Origin of the sequence: Thauera phenylacetica B4P (assembly GCF_000310225.1) — a bacterium.
Classification (GTDB): Bacteria; Pseudomonadota; Gammaproteobacteria; order Burkholderiales; family Rhodocyclaceae; genus Thauera; species Thauera phenylacetica.
Window position 1 is genome coordinate 12,681 of record NZ_AMXF01000033.1, and the last position, 17,526, is coordinate 30,206.

Below are 17,526 nucleotides of genomic sequence, written 5' to 3' on the forward strand. Positions count from 1 at the left end.
CGCATATGGTTCCTTACCGAGTCTGGAGACGAAGAAAGATGATCTCGTTGCTACTGGTTTCCCTCCCTCCCTTGGCAGGTGCGCTCGCCTACAGGCGGGCGCCTCTTTTTGCCTGGCTCGGTGCGGGACTGGCCTGGTTGCTGGCGATCGGCATCGCCGCCGGCTGGGGCTTCTGGCTGACCCTGTTCGCGATGGCGGTGTTCGCCGGCGTGATGAGCGTCTTCCTGGTCGACTCTCTGCGCATGAAGCACCTGAGCTCGCGCATCTTCGGCACCTTCCGCGCCACCCTGCCCACCATGTCGCAGACCGAGAAGGATGCGCTCGAGGCCGGCACGGTGTGGTGGGAGGGCGAGCTCTTCGCCGGCCAGCCCGACTGGAAGAAGCTGCAGGCCTACCCCTGGCCGCAGCTGACCCCAGAGGAGCAGTCCTTCCTCGAGGTCGAGACCGACGAGCTCTGCCGCCTGACCCGCGACTGGGAATGCACCCAGCAGGGCGACATGCCCGCCGAGGTCTGGCAGTACATCAAGGCCAAGGGCTTCCTCGGCATGATCATTCCCAAGGAGTATGGCGGCAAGGGCTTCTCGGCCTACGCCCACTCCCAGGTCGTCACCAAGCTCTCCACGCGCTCCTCCGCCCCCGCGGTCACCGTGATGGTACCCAACTCGCTCGGCCCGGCGGAGCTGCTGCTGCACTACGGCACGCCCGAGCAGAAGCAGCACTACCTGCCGCGCCTGGCGAGCGGCGAGGAGATCCCCGCCTTTGCGCTCACCAGCCCGTGGGCGGGGTCGGACGCCGCCTCCATCCCCGACGCCGGCGTGGTGTGCAAGGGCGAGTGGCAGGGCCAGGAAGTGCTCGGCATGCGGGTCAATTTCGACAAGCGCTACATCACCCTCGCACCGGTGTGCACCGTGTTCGGCCTCGCCTTCCATCTCTACGACCCGGATCGCCTGCTCGGCGGCGACGAGGTCCTCGGCATCACCTGCGCGCTGATTCCGCACGACCATCCTGGCGTCGATATCGGCCGCCGCCACTTTCCGCTCAATGCAGTGTGGATGAATGGCCCGGTGCGCGGCAAGGACGTGTTCGTGCCGCTCGAGTTCATCATCGGCGGGCCGAAGATGGCCGGCCAGGGCTGGCGCATGCTGATGGAGTGCCTGGCCGCCGGGCGCAGCATCTCGCTGCCCGGCTCCAACACCGGCATGCAGAAGATGGTCGCGCGTGCCGTCGGCGCCTATGCCCGCGTGCGCTACCAGTTCAAGACCGCGATCGGCCGCTTCGAGGGCGTTGAGGAGGCGCTGACCCGCATCGGCGCCAACACCTACCTCAGCGACGCCGCTCGCGTGATGACCGCCGGCGCGATCGACCTCGGCGAGAAGCCCTCGGTGGTGTCGGCCATCGTCAAGTACCACGTCACCGAGCGTGCCCGGCAGACGGTGAACGACGGCATGGACGTGATCGGCGGCAAGGGCATCTGCCTCGGCCCGCAGAACTTCCTCGGCCGCGCCTACCAGCAGATCCCGGTCGGCATCACCGTCGAAGGCGCCAACATCCTCACCCGCAGCCTGATCCTGTTCGGCCAGGGCGCGATCCGCTGCCATCCCTATGTGCTGAAGGAAATGCACTCGGCGCAGAAGGGCGACCTGGTCGCCTTCGACAAGGCGCTGTGGGGCCACGTCGGCTTCACCGTGTCGAACGCCGCGCGCGCGCTGATCATGGGTCTCACCGGCTCGCACTTCGTCAAGGTGCCCGGCGACGTGGCGCCCGAGACGCGGCGCTATTACCAGCAGCTCACCCGCTTCTCGGCCGCCTTCGCCTTCATCGCCGACATCTCGATGGGCACCATGGGCGGCGCCCTGAAGCGCAAGGAGAAGCTCTCTGCGCGCCTGGGCGACATCCTGTCGCTGATGTACCTCGCCACCGCCACGCTCAAGCGCTACGAGTCCGAAGGCCGCCACAGCGCCGACGCGCCGCTGATGCACTGGGCGATCTGGGACTGCATGTTCCGCATCCAGCAGGCCTTCGAGGGCGTGATCGCGAACTTCCCCAACAAGCTGTTCGCCTTCGTGCTGCGCCGCGTCGTGGTGTTCCCGCTCGGTCGCCCTTACGTCGTGCCCTCGGACAAGCTCGGCCACAAGGTCGCCGCGCTGCTGCTCGAACCCTCGCCGACGCGCGACCGCCTGACCGCGGACGTGCATCTGCCCACCGACATCGAGGACCCGGTCGGTGCGCTCGAGGCCGCGCTCGCCGCGACGCTGGCCGCCGAGCCGGTCGAGGCCAAGCTCAAGGATGCCCGCCGCCAGGGCCGCTTCGATCCGAAGAACCTCGCCTCGGGCGATGTGGACGAGATCTGGCGCGTGGCCCTGCACGCCGGCGTGATCGACGAGCGTGAGTTCGCGCTGGTCGAGCGCCGCAATGCGCTGCGCAACAAGGTGATCCGCGTGGATGACTTCCCCTACGACCTCGACCTCAAGGCCGCCGTCCAGGCCATGCCCGAGCGTTCGCTGGCGCAGCAGGTGAGTGCATGAACGCGAGCGCACGGCATTCCGAAGGCAAGCGCTCGCGTCCCGCGGGGAAGAAGGAGGCGAGTCCGGCGCCCAAGCCGATCTACATCGTCGATGGTGGGCGCACGCCCTTCCTGAAGGCGAAGAACGCGCCCGGCCCCTTCACCGCTTCCGACCTCGCCACCGCGGCGGGCAGCGCGCTGCTGATGCGCCAGCCCTTCGCGCCGGACCAGCTCGACGAGGTCATCCTCGGCTGCGCCAGCCCCTCGGCCGACGAGGTCAACATCGGCCGCGTGGTGGCGCTGCGCCTGGGCTGCGGCAACCAGGTGCCGGGCTGGACGGTGATGCGCAACTGCGCCTCGGGCATGCAGGCGATCGACTCCGCGATCGCCAACCTGCAGTGCGGGCGCAGCCAGCTCGTGCTCGCCGGCGGCGTCGATGCGCTCTCGCACGCGCCGCTGCTGTTCTCCGAGAAGATGGTGCGCTGGCTCGCCGGCTGGTACGCGGCGCGCAGCACCGGCGACAGGCTGGCGATGCTGAAGACCTTCCGCCTCGGCCATCTCGCCCCGGTGATCGGCATCATGAAGGGCCTCACCGACCCGATCGTCGGCCAGCTGATGGGCCAGACCGCCGAGAACCTGGCGTGGAAGTTCGGCATCACGCGCGAGGACATGGACGCCTTCGCGGTCGAGAGCCACCGCCGCGTGTGCGCCGGGCAGGACGCCGGGCACTACGCCGACGAGATCGTCCCGCTCATCGACCGCGACGGCCAGGTGTATGCGGCCGACGACGGCGTGCGGCGCGACTCCTCGATGGCCAACCTCGCCAAGCTGAAACCCTTCTTCGACAGGAAGTACGGCCGCGTCACCCCGGGCAACAGCTCGCAGATCACCGACGGCGCGGCCTGGCTGGTGCTGGCTTCGGAAGAGGCGGTCGCGCGTCATGGCCTGAAGCCGCTCGGACGCATCGTCGACAGCCAGTGGGCGGCGCTCGCACCCGACCAGATGGGGCTCGGCCCGGTGCACGCCTCGATGCCGATCCTGCAGCGCCATGGCCTGGCGCCCAATGATCTCGACGCCTGGGAGCTCAATGAGGCCTTCGCCGCGCAGGTCATCGCCTGCCTGCGTGCCTTCGAGGACCACGATTACTGCCGCACGCACTTCGGCGTCGATGCGCCGGGTGCTCCCGAGGCGTCACGGCTCAACGTGGATGGCGGCGCGGTCGCGCTCGGCCACCCGGTCGGCGCGAGCGGTGCGCGCATCGTGCTGCATCTGCTCGAGGTGCTGCGCCGCAAGGGCGGCGGGCGCGGCCTGGCGACCATCTGCATCGGTGGCGGGCAAGGCGGGGCGATGCTGGTGGAGACGGTGTGATGAGCGCGAACATGCAACAAGACTGGAAGCACTGGCGCCTGCGCCGTGAAGACACCGGCCTGGCGTGGCTGGACCTGGACAAGGCGGACGCGAGCACGAACGTGCTGTCGTCCGAGGTGATGAGCGAATTCGCCCGCGTGCTCGACGCGCTCGACGCCGCGCCGCCCAAGGCGCTGGTGATCGCCTCGGCCAAGCCGGCCGGCTTCATCGCCGGCGCCGACATCGAGGAGTTCTCGCGGCTGGATTCGGTGCTCGCCGCGCGCATGCTGGTCGAGCGCGGCTGGCTGCTGTTCAAGCGCCTCGCCGAGGTGCGCTACCCGACGCTGGCGCTGATCCGCGGCCACTGCATGGGCGGCGGCCTGGAACTCGCGCTCGCCTGCCGCCACCGCATCGTGGTCGACGAGCCGGGTACGAAGCTCGCGCTCCCCGAGGTCATGCTCGGCATCGTCCCCGGCTGGGGCGGCATGCTGCGCCTGCCCGCGCTCATCGGTCCGGCCGCCGCGCTCGACCTGATGCTGACCGGCAAGAGCGTCGACGCGAAGAAGGCGAAGCGCCTCGGCTTGGCCGACGACTGCGTGCCGGCGCGGGTCATGGAGTCGGCCGCGCGCATCGTGGCGCTCGGAGGCAAGCCCGCCGGAAAGCTGCCGGCCAAGGAGCGCGCCACGCGCTGGGCGATGAACGGCCCGCTGCGCAAGAGGGTGGCCGACAAGGCGCGCGCCCAGGCCGCATGCAAGGTCAGCCGGGCAAATTATCCGGCCCCCTTCGCGATCGTCGACATCTGGGAGAAATACGCAGGCAACGCGCTCGACGTCCCGGCCAGCGATCCGTCCTCGCTCGACGCCATCTTCAGCTCGCCCACCGCGCGCAACCTGGTGCGCGTCTTCCACCTGCAGGAGCGCCTCAAGGCCTTCGGCAAGGACAGCGATTTCGCGCCGCGCCACGTGCATGTGGTGGGCGCCGGCGTGATGGGCGGCGACATCGCCGCGGTGTGCGCGCTGCGCGGCATGACGGTGACGCTGCAGGACCAGTCGGTCGAGCGCATCGCCCCCGCCATCGCGCGCGCCGCCAAGCTGTTCGAACGCCGCCACAAGGGCGATGCGAAGCAGGTGCGCTTCACCCTCGACCGCCTGATCCCCGACCCCAAGGGCGAGGGTGCCGCGCGCGCCGACCTGATCATCGAGGCGATCTTCGAGAACCTGGACGTCAAGCGCAGCCTGTTCGCCGAGCTCGAGGCGCGCGCCAGGCCCGACGCGGTGCTCGCCACCAACACCTCCAGCCTGCGCCTGGAAGACATCGCCACGGCATTGAAAGACCCGTCGCGCCTGGTCGGCATCCACTTCTTCAACCCGGTGCCGATGCTGCCGCTGGTCGAGGTGGTGCAGGGCGAGGCCACCGACGCCGAGGTGCTGCGTCGCGCCACCGGCTTCGTGCGCCGCATCGACAAGCTGCCGCTGCCGGTGCAGAGCGCGCCCGGCTTCCTGGTCAACGCCGTGCTCGGACCCTACATGCTCGAAGCCTTGCGCTGCGTGGAAGAGGGCATCGCCCCCGAGACGGTGGACGCTGCGCTGGTTGAATTCGGCATGCCGATGGGGCCGGTCGAGCTGGTCGACACCGTGGGCCTGGATATCGCCGTAGCCGCCGGCAAGGTGCTGGCGGGCGAAGGCGCGGAGCCGCCCGCGCGCCTGCTCAAGCTGGTGGCCGAGGGCAAGCTGGGGCGCAAGAGCGGGGAGGGTTACTACCGCTGGGTCGAAGGCAAGGCGCTCAAGGGCGCAGGCAAGGAGGCGGCGCCGGAGGGGCTGCTCGCCCGGTTGCTGAGCCAGCTGCCGGGCAGGCGCAGCCCGGACGCGCGCCCGCCCCCACCCATCCCGCCCGGCCTGGCCGAGCGCGTGCTTGCTCCGCTGTTGGCTGCCACGCAGCGCTGCGTCGCGCAGGGGGTGGTCGCCGACGCCGATCTCGCCGATGCCGGGGTGATCTTCGGCACCGGCTTCGCGCCGCACACCGGTGGGCCGCTGCATCACGCAGGCAGCCTCGTGCGCCATACCTGAAGCATCCCGAGCCGTGCCCGATGGCCTTTGCCGCCGGGCAGGCATGAACCCTTACGCTTTCATCAGGAGGTGCAAGTGAGCAGACTGATCATTCGCAAGGTCGCCGTACTCGGCGCCGGTGTCATGGGGGCGCAGATCGCCGCCCACTGCGCCAACGCCGACGTGCCGGTGATCCTGTTCGACCTGCCGGCCAGGGAAGGCCCGGCCAACGGTGTCGTCGACAAGGCGCTCGCCGGCATGAAGAAGCTCGATCCCGCGCCCTTCGCCGCGAAGGACCGCGCGCAGTACGTCGAGTCCGCCAACTACGGCAGCGACCTCGCGCGCCTGGGCGAATGCGACCTCGTGATCGAGGCGATCGCCGAGAAGATGGAGTGGAAGCTCGACCTCTACGCCAAGGTGGCGCCGCACCTGAGGGCGGGCGCGATCTTCGCCTCCAACACCTCCGGCCTGTCGATCGAGGCGCTCGCCGCCGGCATGCCGGCCGATCGCCGCAACCAGTTCTGCGGCATCCACTTCTTCAATCCGCCGCGCTACATGCCGCTGGTGGAGCTGATCCCCACCGCAGCCACCGACGTGGCGCTGCTCGATGGCCTCGAAGCCTGGCTCGTCACGCGCCTGGGCAAGAGCATCGTGCGCGCCAGGGACACGCCCAACTTCGTCGCCAACCGCGTCGGCGTGTTCTCCATCCTCGCCGTGCTGCACCACACGCAGCGCCTGGGCCTGGCCTTCGACGAGGTGGACCTGCTCACCGGCCCGCGCATCGGCCGCCCCAAGAGCGCGACCTTCCGCACCGCTGACGTGGTCGGCCTCGACACCCTGGTGCACGTGCTCGGCACCATGCAGGCGACGCTGCCGGACGACCCCTGGTGCGCGCACTTCAGGACGCCCGAATGGCTGCAGGCCCTGATCGCGAAGGGTGCGCTCGGGCAGAAGAGCAAGGCCGGCATCTATCGCAAGCAGGGCAAGCAGATCCAGGTGCTCGACCTGCACCTGCAGGATTACCGCGACAGCGGCGGCGAGGTGCTGCCCGAGGTGGAGGAGATCCTCAAGCTCCGCAACCCGGTGGAGAAGTTCGCACAGCTCGCCGCGCACCCGCATCCGCAGGCGCAGTTCCTGTGGTCGATCTTCCGCGACGTGTTCCACTACTGCGCGGTGCATCTGGGCGACATCGCCGACAACGCACGCGACATCGACCTGGCCATGCGCTGGGGCTTCGGCTGGGCGCAGGGGCCGTTCGAGACCTGGCAGGCCGCGGGCTGGAAGGCGGTGGCCGAGATGATCCGCGACGACATCGCCCACGGCCGCGCCATGTCCGACGTGGCGCTGCCGGCGTGGGTGTTCGAGCGCGACGGCGTGCATGCGCCGGCCGGCTCCTACAGCGCCGCCGAGGACACCCTGAAGCCGCGCTCCGCGCTGCCGGTGTACCAGCGCCAGCTCTACCCCGACCGCGTGTTCGGCGAGGCGGCGGACGATCGCGGCGAGACACTGTGGGAGAACGCTGGCGTTCGCCTGTGGCGGCGCGCCGACCAGGACGCGCGCATCGGCATCGTGTCGATCACGTCCAAGATGCACGCGGTGGGCGAGGAGGTCATGGACGGCCTGCTCGAGGCGATCGCGCGCGCCGAGCGCGAGCTCGACGGCCTGGTGATCTGGCAGCCGGCGCCGTTCGCGGTCGGCGCCAACCTGCAGCAGGTGGGCGAGGCCTGCCGCGCCGGGCAGTTCGACCTGCTCGAGAAGATGGTGGCCAAGTTCCAACGCACCTCGATGATGATCAAGCACGCACAGATTCCCGTTGTGGCCGCGGTGCAGGGCATGGCGCTCGGTGGCGGCTGCGAGTTCGTGATGCATGCGGCGCACCGGGTGTTTGCGCTCGAGAGCTACGTCGGCCTGGTCGAAGCCGGTGTCGGCCTGATCCCGGCCGGCGGTGGCAGCAAGGAGTTCGCGCTGCAGGCGCACAACCTGGCGCAGCGTGCGGCAGGCGGCGACGTGTTCCCGTACATCCAGAACGCCTTCCAGACCATCGCCATGGCGACCGTGGCCAAGAGCGCGCAGGAAGCGATCGCGCTGGGCTTCGGCCGGGCGGGCGACGACGTGGTGTTCAACGCCAACGAGATCCTCTTCGCTGCGATTCACCGCGCGCGCGCGCTGGCCGAGTCGGCGTGGCGGCCGGCGCTGGTGAATCCGGCAGTCACCGTGGCCGGGCGCAACGGCATCGCCACCTGCGAAATGATGCTGGTGAACATGGCCGAGGGCGGCTTCATCTCGGCGCACGACTACCGCGTCGCCAAGGCCGCGGCCACCGCGCTGTGCGGCGGCGAGGTCGACACCAACCGGCGCGTGAGCGAGCAGTGGATCCTCGACGTCGAGCGCGCGCAGTTCGTCGAGTTGCTCAAGACCGAGAAGACCCAGCAGCGCATCGCGCACATGCTGGAAACCGGCAAGCCGCTGCGCAACTGAGGGAGAACGAGACAATGAGCAAACAGATCCAGGACGCCTACATCGTCGCCGCGGTGCGCACCCCGGTGGCGCGCCGCAACGGCGCCTTCCGCCACGTTCGCCCCGACGACATGCTGGCGAAGGTGCTGCGCGACGTGGTCGCCAAGGTCCCCGGCCTAGACGTCACCGAGATCGGCGACGTCATCACCGGCTGCGCGATGCCCGAGGCCGAGCAGGGCATGAACGTGGCGCGCATCGGCCTTCTGCTGGCCGGGCTGCCCGACGGCGTGCCCGGCATCACCATCAATCGCTTCTGCGCCTCGGGCCTGCAGGCCGTCGCCGACGCTGCCAGCCGTATACGCCTTGGCGAGGCCGACGTGATGATCGCGGCAGGCACCGAGAGCATGAGCGCGATGCCGCAGATCATGGGCAACAAGGTCAGCCTCAACCCCGAGATCTTCGCGCGCGCCGAGAACCTTTCCATCGCCTACGGCATGGGCCTCACCGCCGAGAAGGTGGCCCAGCAGTGGAAGGTGAGCCGGGAGGATCAGGATGCGTTCGCCGTGGAGTCGCACCGGCGCGCCTGCGCCGCGATCGCCGCGGGGCACTTCGCCGACGAGATCCTGCCCTATGCGGTGAAGTCCTACGCCCCGGGCGCCGACGGCACGGTGCGCATCACCGAGCGCGTGGTCGAGCACGACGAGGGCCCGCGCCCGGACGCCGCCGCCGACACGCTCGCCAGGCTCAAGCCGGTGTTCGCCGCGCGCGGCTCGGTGACCGCGGGCAACAGCTCGCAGATGTCCGACGGCGCCGCCGCGGTGCTGCTGATGAGCGAGGCCGCCTTGAAGCGCTACGACCTCAAGCCGATCGCGCGCTTCGCCAGCTTCGCGGTTGCCGGCGTGCCGCCCGAGGTGATGGGCATCGGTCCGGTCGAGGCCATCCCGCGCGCGCTCGCACGCGCCGGCGTGGCGATGGCCGACCTCGGCTGGACCGAGCTCAACGAGGCCTTCGCCGCGCAGGCGCTGGCGGTGATGCGCCAGCTCGAGATGGATCCGGCGAAGGTGAATCCGCTCGGCGGCGCGATCGCGCTCGGTCATCCGCTCGGCGCCACCGGCGCGATCCGCACCGCGACCTTGGTGGCGGCGATGCAGCGCGACCCGGGGCTGCGCTACGGCATGATCAGCATGTGCATCGGCACCGGCATGGGCGCGGCGGGAGTAATCGAGCGCGTTTGATGTTGCAGCGCAAAACTCACTCTGAGCGCTAGCTTGCGCAAAGCTTAGTATTGGCCGTCGGGGCTCCAGAGGGGGGCTCGGCGGCCTTCGTCTATGTGAATGTTGCGGTGCAAAATGCAGGACGAGTGGGATTTCCGCGCCGGGAGAGGCTTTCGCACGTTGTGGATTCTACGGATACGGGGAGTCCCTCATGCGTCCGTGCGTGATCCGAAGGTAACAATCTTTTATAATCCGGGCGTTTATCGACGCGGGACCGCCCCGGCGTCCGGACGCCTGGCGGTCCCGGATGCGTGTACGGCGGCCCGTGCTTCCAGTGGAATCAACGGGCGAGAAGCGCATGATCAGAATCAAACGCGGTCTGGACCTGCCCATCACCGGCGCTCCCGAGCAGCGCATCGAGGCCGGCAGGCCGGTGCGCAGCGTGGCCGTCATCGGCTTCGACCATCACGGCATGAAGCCGACCATGGCGGTGCAGGTCGGCGACCGGGTAAAGCTCGGCCAGGTCCTGTTCTCCGACAAGAAGACCCCGGGCGTGGTGTATACCGCGCCCGGCGCCGGCACCGTCGGTGCCATCCACCGCGGCGAGCAGCGCGTGCTGCAGTCGGTGGTGATCGACCTCGACGGCGACGACGCAGTCGAGTTCAAGCGCTACACGGACGCCGAGATCGACCGCCTCGACGACGCGGCGGTGCGCAGCAACCTGATCGACTCCGGCCTGTGGACCGCGCTGCGCGCCCGGCCCTTCAGCAGGGTCCCGGCGATCGACGCCAAGCCGCACTCGATCTTCGTCACCGCGATCGACACCCACCCGCTCGCCGCCGACCCGACCGTGGTGATCTCCGAGCATAAGGACGACTTCGCCCGCGGCGTGCGCGTGCTCGCCCGCATCGCGCCGGTCGTCGTTTGTCACGCCGACGGCACCCAGATGCCCTGCTCGGGGCTCGCCGACGTGCGCACCGAGACCTTCGCCGGTCCCCACCCGGCCGGCCTCGCCGGCACCCACATCCACTTCCTCGACCCGGTGCATGCAGAGAAGTCGGTGTGGTCGCTCAACTACCAGGACACGATCGCGGTCGGCAAGCTCTTCTCCACTGGCCGCCTGTGGACCGAGCGCGTGGTGTCGATCGCCGGCCCGATGGCCGCCAAGCCGCGCCTCGTGCGCACCCGCCTCGGCGCCAGTCTCGACGAGCTGACCGCCGGTGAGCTCAAGACCGGCAAGAAAGTGCGGGTGATCTCCGGCTCGGTGTTCGGCGGGCGCACCTCGCGCGGCGCCTGCGCCTTCCTCGGCCGCTATCACCTGCAGGTGTCGTGCCTGGAAGAGGGCACCGAGCGCGAGATGCTGCACTACCTGCGCGCCGGGGCGAACAAGCACTCGGTGATGAACCTCTACATCTCCAAGCTCTCGCCGGGCAAGCTCTTCGACTTCACCACCTCCACCAACGGCTCGCCGCGCGCGATGGTGCCGATCGGGAACTACGAGGAAGTCATGCCGCTCGACATCCTGCCGACGCAGCTGCTGCGCGCGCTCATCGTCGGCGACACCGAGATGGCCCAGAAGCTCGGCTGCCTCGAGCTGGACGAGGAAGATCTCGCCCTGTGCACCTACGTGTGTGCGGGCAAGTACGAGTACGGTCCCATCCTGCGTGACAATCTCACGCGCATCGAGAAGGAGGGTTGAGCATGGGTGTGCGCTCCTGGCTCGACAGCATCGAGCATCATTTCGAAAAGGGCGGCAAGTACGAGAAGTTCTACGCTCTCTACGAAGCCATCGACACCGGCCTGTTCAAGCCCGGCAGTGTCACCCGCAGCACCGCCCACGTCCGCGACGGTCTCGACCTCAAGCGCATGATGATCACGGTGTGGCTGTGCACCTTCCCGGCCATGTTCTTCGGCATGTGGAACGTCGGCTACCAGGCCAACACCATCCTCGCGTCGAACGCCGAGCTGATGGCGGCGCAGGAGGGCTGGCGCTTCGCGCTCACCGGCGCGCTGGCCGGGCTCGACCCCGCCAGCCTGTGGGCCAACTTCGTGCACGGGGCGACCTACTTCCTGCCGATCTACCTGACGACCTTCATCGTCGGCGGCTTCTGGGAGGTGCTGTTCGCTTCGATCCGCAAGCACGAGGTGAACGAGGGTTTCTTCGTCACCTCGGTGCTGTTCGCGCTCACCCTTCCGCCCGACACCCCGCTCTGGCAGGTCGCGCTCGGCATCAGCTTCGGCGTGGTGATCGCGAAGGAGGTCTTCGGCGGCACCGGCAAGAACTTCCTCAACCCCGCGCTCGCCGGCCGCGCCTTCCTGTACTTCGCCTACCCGGCGGAGATGTCGGGCGACGCCGTGTGGACCGCGGTCGACCGCTACACCGGCGCCACCATGCTGTCGCTCGGCGCCGCCGGCGGCATCGAGGCGGTGGCCGGCGCCGGCATCGACTGGATGAGCGCCTTCCTCGGCACGGTGCACGGCTCGATCGGCGAGACCAGCACGCTCGCCATCCTGATCGGCGGTGCGGTGCTGCTGGTCATGAAGATCGCCTCGTGGCGCATCGTCTCCGGCGTGTTCCTCGGCATGGTCGCCACCGCGCTGCTCTTCAACGCGATCGGCTCCGACACCAACCCGATGTTCGCCGTGCCCTGGCACTGGCACCTGGTGATGGGCGGCTTCGCCTTCGGCATGATGTTCATGGCCACCGACCCGGTGTCGGCCTCGATGACCAACACCGGCAAGTGGATCTTCGGTGCCGTGGTCGGGGTCATGACCGTGCTCGTGCGCGTGGTGAACCCCGCCTTCCCCGAGGGCATCATGCTCGCCATCCTGTTCGCCAACCTGTGTGCGCCGCTGATCGACCACTTCGTGGTCGCGGCCAACATCAAGCGGAGGCTTGCACGCAATGTCCACTAAAGAATCGACGACCCGCACGCTGATGGTGGCGCTCGCGGTCAGTCTCGTCAGCTCGGTGTTCGTCGCCGGCGCGGCGGTGTCGCTCAAGCCGGTGCAGATCGAGAACCGCCAGCTCGACAAGCAGCGCAGCATCCTGTCCATCGCCGGCCTCGGCGGCGACGGCATGTCGGGTCGCGAGGTCAAGGACCTCTTCGCCAGCCGCATCAAGGCGCGCGTGGTCGATCTCGAGACCGGCGAATACACCGACGCCCACGATCCGGCCGTGTTCGACCCGCTCAAGGCGGCGCGCGACCCCAAGCTCTCCGACGCGCTCGCCGGCGAGGAAGACATCGCGCTGATCAAGCGGCGCGAGCGCTTCACCACGGTCTATATGGTCGAGAAGGACGGCAAGCTCGAGTCGCTGATCCTGCCGATCCGCGGCTACGGCCTGTGGTCCACGCTGCACGGCTTCATGGCGGTGAAGGGCGACCTCAACACCGTGGTCGGCATGGGCTTCTACCAGCACGCCGAGACGCCGGGCCTCGGCGGCGAGGTCGACAACCCGAACTGGAAGGGGCTGTGGCCGGGCAAGCAGCTCTTCGACGAGCAGGGCAAGCCGGTGATCCGCATCGTCAAGGGCGGCGTCGATCCGGCCAGCCCGGAGGCGAAGCACCAGGTCGACGCGCTCGCCGGCGCCACGCTGACCAGCAACGGCGTCGACCGCCTGATCCAGTTCTGGCTCGGCGAGCAGGGCTTCGGCCCGTATCTCGCCACATTGCGTAGCAAGGGGGTCTGATCATGGCAAAGCCTACCGTCAAGGAAGTCCTGTTCAATCCGGTCTTCGCCAACAACCCGATCGGCCTGCAGATCCTCGGCATCTGCTCGGCGCTCGCGGTCACGTCGAACCTGCAGACCGCGCTGGTGATGTCGCTCGCGCTCACGCTGGTGACCGGCTTCTCCAACCTGTTCATCTCGATGATCCGCAACCAGATCCCGAGTTCGATCCGCATGATCGTACAGATGGTGATCATCGCCTCGCTGGTCATCGTGGTGGACCAGATCCTCAAGGCCTATGCCTACGGCCTGTCGAAGCAGCTCTCGGTGTTCGTCGGCCTGATCATCACCAACTGCATCGTGATGGGCCGTGCCGAAGCCTTCGCCATGCAGAACCCGCCCGTGCTGTCGTTCTGGGACGGCATCGGCAACGGCCTCGGCTACAGCGTGGTGCTGCTCACGCTCGGCGTGATCCGCGAGCTCTTCGGTGCCGGCAAGCTCTTCGGCGTCGAGATCATCGCGCTCGCCAAGGACGGCGGCTGGTACGTGCCCAACGGCCTGCTGCTGCTGCCGCCCTCGGCCTTCTTCCTGATCGGCCTGCTGATCTGGGCGCTGCGCACCTGGCGCACCGAGCAACTCGAGAAACCCGCCTTCAGGATGGCGCCGCAGGTCGTGGAAAAGGAGGCCTACTGAAATGGAGCACTACCTGAGCCTCTTCGTGCGGGCCGTGTTCATCGAGAACATGGCGCTCGCCTTCTTCCTCGGCATGTGCACCTTCATCGCGATCTCGAAGAAGGTCGAGACCGCGATCGGCCTCGGCATCGCGGTGATCGTGGTGCAGACCATCACGGTGCCGGCCAACAACCTGATCTACACCTACCTGCTGCGCGAAGGCGCGCTGGCGTGGGCCGGGCTGCCGGACGTCGACCTGTCCTTCCTCGGCCTGCTGTCCTACATCGGCGTGATCGCGGCGATCGTGCAGATCCTCGAGATGCTGCTCGACAAGTACGTGCCCAGCCTCTACAACGCGCTCGGCGTCTTCCTGCCGCTGATCACGGTGAACTGCGCGATCATGGCCGGCTCGCTGTTCATGGTCGAGCGCGACTACAACCTCGCCGAGAGTACCGTGTATGGCGTCGGCTCGGGCGCCTCGTGGGCGCTGGCGATCGCGCTGCTCGCCGGCATCCGCGAGAAGCTCAAGTACAGCGATGTGCCCGACGGCCTGCAGGGCCTGGGGATCACCTTCATCACCATCGGCCTGATGTCGCTCGGCTTCATGTCGTTCTCGGGCGTGCAGCTCTAAGGAGACCGTGAAACGATGAATACCGAAATCATTCTGGGCATCGGAATGTTCACCGCCATCGTGCTTGCGCTGGCCGTGTTCATCATCGCCGCCCGCTCCAAGCTGGTCGCCAGTGGCGACGTCACCATCGACATCAACGGCGAGAAGAAGATCACCGTCCCCGCCGGCGGCAAGCTGCTGCAGACCCTGGCCGGCAACGGCCTCTTCCTGCCCTCTGCCTGCGGCGGTGGCGGCACCTGCGCGCAGTGCAAGTGCGTGGTCATGGAGGGTGGCGGCTCGATGCTGCCCACCGAGGAATCCCACTTCACCAAGCGCGACGCCAAGGAAGGCTGGCGCCTGTCCTGCCAGACCCCGGTCAAGCAGGACATGAAGATCGAGGTCCCGGAGGAGGTCTTCGGGGTCAAGAAGTGGGAATGCACCGTCGAGTCCAACCCCAACGTCGCCACCTTCATCAAGGAACTCACGCTGCGCCTGCCGGAAGGCGAGGACGTGCACTTCCGCGCCGGCGGCTACGTGCAGCTTGAGTGCCCGCCGCATGTGGTCAATTACAAGGACTTCGACATCCAGGAGAAATTCCGCGGCGACTGGGACAAGTTCAACCTGTGGCGCTTCGTCTCCAAGGTCGACGAGACCACGATCCGCGCGTACTCGATGGCGAACTACCCCGGCGAGAAGGGTGTTGTGAAGTTCAACATCCGCGTCGCCTCGCCCCCGCCGGGCAGGGACGACATCCCGCCGGGCAAGATGTCGTCGTGGGTGTTCAACCTCAAGGAGGGCGACAAGGTCACCGTGTATGGTCCCTTCGGCGAGTTCTTCGCGCGCGAGACCGACAACGAGATGGTCTTCGTCGGTGGTGGTGCGGGCATGGCGCCGATGCGCTCGCACATCTTCGACCAGTTGAAGCGCCTGCACAGCTCGCGCAGGATCAGCTTCTGGTACGGCGCGCGCTCGATGCGCGAGGCCTTCTATGTCGAGGAGTTCGACAAGCTCGCCGCCGAGAACCCCAACTTCAAGTGGCACCTCGCGCTCTCCGACCCGCTGCCCGAGGACAACTGGACCGGCTATACCGGCTTCATCCACAACGTGCTGTACGAGAACTACCTCAAGGACCACCCGGCCCCCGAGGACTGCGAGTTCTACATGTGCGGCCCGCCGATGATGAACTCCGCCGTGATCAAGACCTTGCTGGACCTCGGTGTCGAGCGCGAGAACATCATGCTCGACGATTTCGGCGGCTGAACGCTGCCGCGACCGTGACCGCACCCGCCCGCGCATCCGCCTTCCGAGGCGGGCGCGGTTTTTTTCATGGATGGCGATGCGGATTGGCGGGGCCCTGCGGGGCGGCGGGCGCGCCGGCCGTCTTCAGCGTGACCAGCGATAGGCGAGCTGGCCGAACAGCTCGTGCAGCGCGAACCAGGCCGCGTAGGCGGTGTTCTGGCTCGGCGCCAGGGGCAGGGCCTGGGCATCGCCCGGAGTGTCGCCGCCCCCCAGCCAGGCGGTCGGCGCAGGGATCACGTCCAGCCCCGCGGCTTCGAATTCGGCACGCGCGCGCTCCATGTGCATCGCGTGGGTGACCAGCAGGATCCTTCCCACCCCGGCCGCCTGCAGGTGCACCGCTGAGAAGCGCGCGTTCTCGCGCGTGTCGCGCGAGGCCGTCTCCACCCAGCGCGGCGGCAGGCCGTATTCGTCGCGCAGCAGCGCCTCCATCAGACTCGCCTCGGGGGTGTCGCCGGCGGGCGCGCCGCCGCTCACCAGCACCGGCAGGCGGGTCTCGCGGGCGAGCGCGGCAGCGTAGCGCAGGCGCTCGAGCGCGAGCCGGTTAACCGTCTCGCCGCCGAACTCGGGCGCATGCGTGCGCTTGCCGGCGCCGAGCACCACGATCGCCTGCGCCTCGCGTAGCCGCGTGCGATCGAGCATGTGCGGGTACTCGACCTGCGCCACCAGCCAGCCCACGCTCGGCGGCAGGATCAGCAGCAGGTTCAGCGCCACGCCTCCCCAGGCGAGCGCAAGGCCGAGGCGGGGTCGGCGGCGCAGCACGAGCAGGCCGAGCACGATCGGCAGCAGCGGCAGCACGGGTGGCAGCGCAAGCACGGCGACGAGCTTCTTGAGCCAGAACAGCAGGGTGTCGGGGTCGAGTTCCATGTGGGACCGGGGCGAGGTTTGGCGGCGGCTGCCGCGGCCAAGTATTATCGGTGCATCACGCCCCTGCCGCCCTCATGCTCCCTCATCCGAATTCCCTCCGTTCGCTGCGACCGCGTCCCCGCTCCCGGGGGCTGGAGTGCGCCTGCCGGAGGCCCGCCGTCCATGCGTGAGGCCCTTTGGTTGCTGGCCGCGCTGCTGGCGGCGTATGCGGCGTTCGAGTTCCTGCGTGCGCTGCGCCTGCCGCGCGAGGCGGCGGCGGGGGCTTCCGGTGCGACGCCCTCGGGGACGGGAGCGCAGGGGCCGGTGGCCGCCGTGGCGGAGGACCAAAAGCGCGACGACGACGACTTCCTCGCCTACGCGCCGCTGCCTTCTCCGGCCGCCGCCTCGGCGCCTGCCAGTCTCGCGCCCGACGCTCCAGCGCCTGGCGCTTCCGCAGCCCTTGCCGAGGCGGAGGCTGCGGCGCGCTTCGAGCTCGAGCTCGAGAACTCCGGTCTCCGCCAGGCCCTGCAGGCGCAGCGCGACCTGGTGGCGCTACAGCAGACCGAGATCGATCGCCTCGTGGAGGACCTCACCGCGCTGCGCGAGGAGCTCGACAACCAGGTCTCGTCCGTCGCCAGCTCGCCCGAGTATTCCGAAGCGATGGTGCTCGCCGCGCAGGGGCTCAACGCCGAGATGATCGCCGAGCGCTGCGGCATCACCCTCGCCGAGGCCGAGCTGGTCCTCGCGCTCGGGCGCGGCGGGGCAGGGCGCCCATGAAGCTGCCGCGTTTCCCCGCGACCCGATCCTCGCTCCCGCCCGGCTCGCCGCGCCGCGCCGCGCTGATCCGCGCGGCGGTCGCGCTCGCCG

13 protein-coding genes are annotated in these 17,526 nt (G+C 68.8%); 12 read left to right on the forward strand and 1 reads right to left on the reverse strand.

Annotation, left to right across the window (positions count from 1 at the left end):
- Window positions 1-38 precede the first annotated feature (38 nt).
- From C667_RS07020 to nqrF, 11 genes are all read left to right on the forward strand, one after another.
- Window positions 39-2,525 carry an acyl-CoA dehydrogenase gene (locus C667_RS07020; RefSeq protein WP_039920937.1) on the forward strand — a complete coding sequence of 829 codons (2,487 nt, stop codon included), beginning with the start codon at window positions 39-41 and terminating at the stop codon, window positions 2,523-2,525.
- Window positions 2,522-3,871 (forward strand): acetyl-CoA C-acetyltransferase, encoded by a 1,350-nt coding sequence (locus C667_RS07025; RefSeq protein ID WP_004359361.1) that lies wholly within the window; start codon window positions 2,522-2,524, stop codon window positions 3,869-3,871. Before C667_RS07020 ends, C667_RS07025 begins: the two co-directional genes overlap by 4 nt.
- Window positions 3,871-5,916, forward strand: a complete 2,046-nt coding sequence (locus C667_RS07030) for a 3-hydroxyacyl-CoA dehydrogenase NAD-binding domain-containing protein (protein ID WP_004359363.1) — start codon at window positions 3,871-3,873, stop codon at window positions 5,914-5,916. Before C667_RS07025 ends, C667_RS07030 begins: the two co-directional genes overlap by 1 nt.
- Before the next feature lie 75 nt (window positions 5,917-5,991).
- On the forward strand, window positions 5,992-8,373 hold the full coding sequence (locus C667_RS07035) for a 3-hydroxyacyl-CoA dehydrogenase/enoyl-CoA hydratase family protein (RefSeq protein WP_004359365.1): 2,382 nt from the start codon (window positions 5,992-5,994) through the stop codon (window positions 8,371-8,373).
- A gap of 14 nt (window positions 8,374-8,387) precedes the next feature.
- Window positions 8,388-9,587, forward strand: coding sequence for an acetyl-CoA C-acyltransferase (locus C667_RS07040; protein WP_004359368.1), 1,200 nt, complete (start codon window positions 8,388-8,390; stop codon window positions 9,585-9,587).
- Between the two features lie 337 nt (window positions 9,588-9,924).
- Complete coding sequence (locus C667_RS07045; protein ID WP_004359370.1) at window positions 9,925-11,265, forward strand: Na(+)-translocating NADH-quinone reductase subunit A; 1,341 nt, start codon at window positions 9,925-9,927, stop codon at window positions 11,263-11,265.
- Between the two features lie 2 nt (window positions 11,266-11,267).
- Window positions 11,268-12,482 carry an NADH:ubiquinone reductase (Na(+)-transporting) subunit B gene (locus tag C667_RS07050; RefSeq protein ID WP_004359372.1) on the forward strand — a complete coding sequence of 405 codons (1,215 nt, stop codon included), beginning with the start codon at window positions 11,268-11,270 and terminating at the stop codon, window positions 12,480-12,482.
- Complete coding sequence (locus C667_RS07055) at window positions 12,472-13,257, forward strand: Na(+)-translocating NADH-quinone reductase subunit C (RefSeq protein ID WP_039920938.1); 786 nt, start codon at window positions 12,472-12,474, stop codon at window positions 13,255-13,257. Before C667_RS07050 ends, C667_RS07055 begins: the two co-directional genes overlap by 11 nt.
- A 2-nt stretch (window positions 13,258-13,259) precedes the next feature.
- Window positions 13,260-13,928, forward strand: coding sequence for an NADH:ubiquinone reductase (Na(+)-transporting) subunit D (locus C667_RS07060; RefSeq protein ID WP_004359377.1), 669 nt, complete (start codon window positions 13,260-13,262; stop codon window positions 13,926-13,928).
- A 1-nt stretch (window position 13,929) separates the two neighbouring features.
- On the forward strand, window positions 13,930-14,538 hold the full coding sequence (gene nqrE, locus C667_RS07065; RefSeq protein WP_004359378.1) for an NADH:ubiquinone reductase (Na(+)-transporting) subunit E: 609 nt from the start codon (window positions 13,930-13,932) through the stop codon (window positions 14,536-14,538).
- Window positions 14,539-14,553: 15 nt separating this feature from the next.
- The gene (nqrF, locus tag C667_RS07070) at window positions 14,554-15,777 is read left to right on the forward strand and encodes an NADH:ubiquinone reductase (Na(+)-transporting) subunit F (protein ID WP_004359380.1); all 1,224 of its coding nucleotides are present in this window, start codon (window positions 14,554-14,556) and stop codon (window positions 15,775-15,777) included.
- A 123-nt stretch (window positions 15,778-15,900) separates the two neighbouring features.
- Here nqrF and C667_RS07075 read toward each other — a convergent pair whose 3' ends face one another.
- On the reverse strand, window positions 15,901-16,680 hold the full coding sequence (locus tag C667_RS07075) for a YdcF family protein (protein WP_004359382.1): 780 nt from the start codon (window positions 16,678-16,680) through the stop codon (window positions 15,901-15,903).
- A gap of 162 nt (window positions 16,681-16,842) precedes the next feature.
- Between C667_RS07075 and C667_RS07080 the strand changes: the two genes are divergently transcribed.
- On the forward strand, window positions 16,843-17,436 hold the full coding sequence (locus tag C667_RS07080) for a DUF2802 domain-containing protein (RefSeq protein ID WP_004359384.1): 594 nt from the start codon (window positions 16,843-16,845) through the stop codon (window positions 17,434-17,436).
- Window positions 17,437-17,526: the final 90 nt, after the last annotated feature.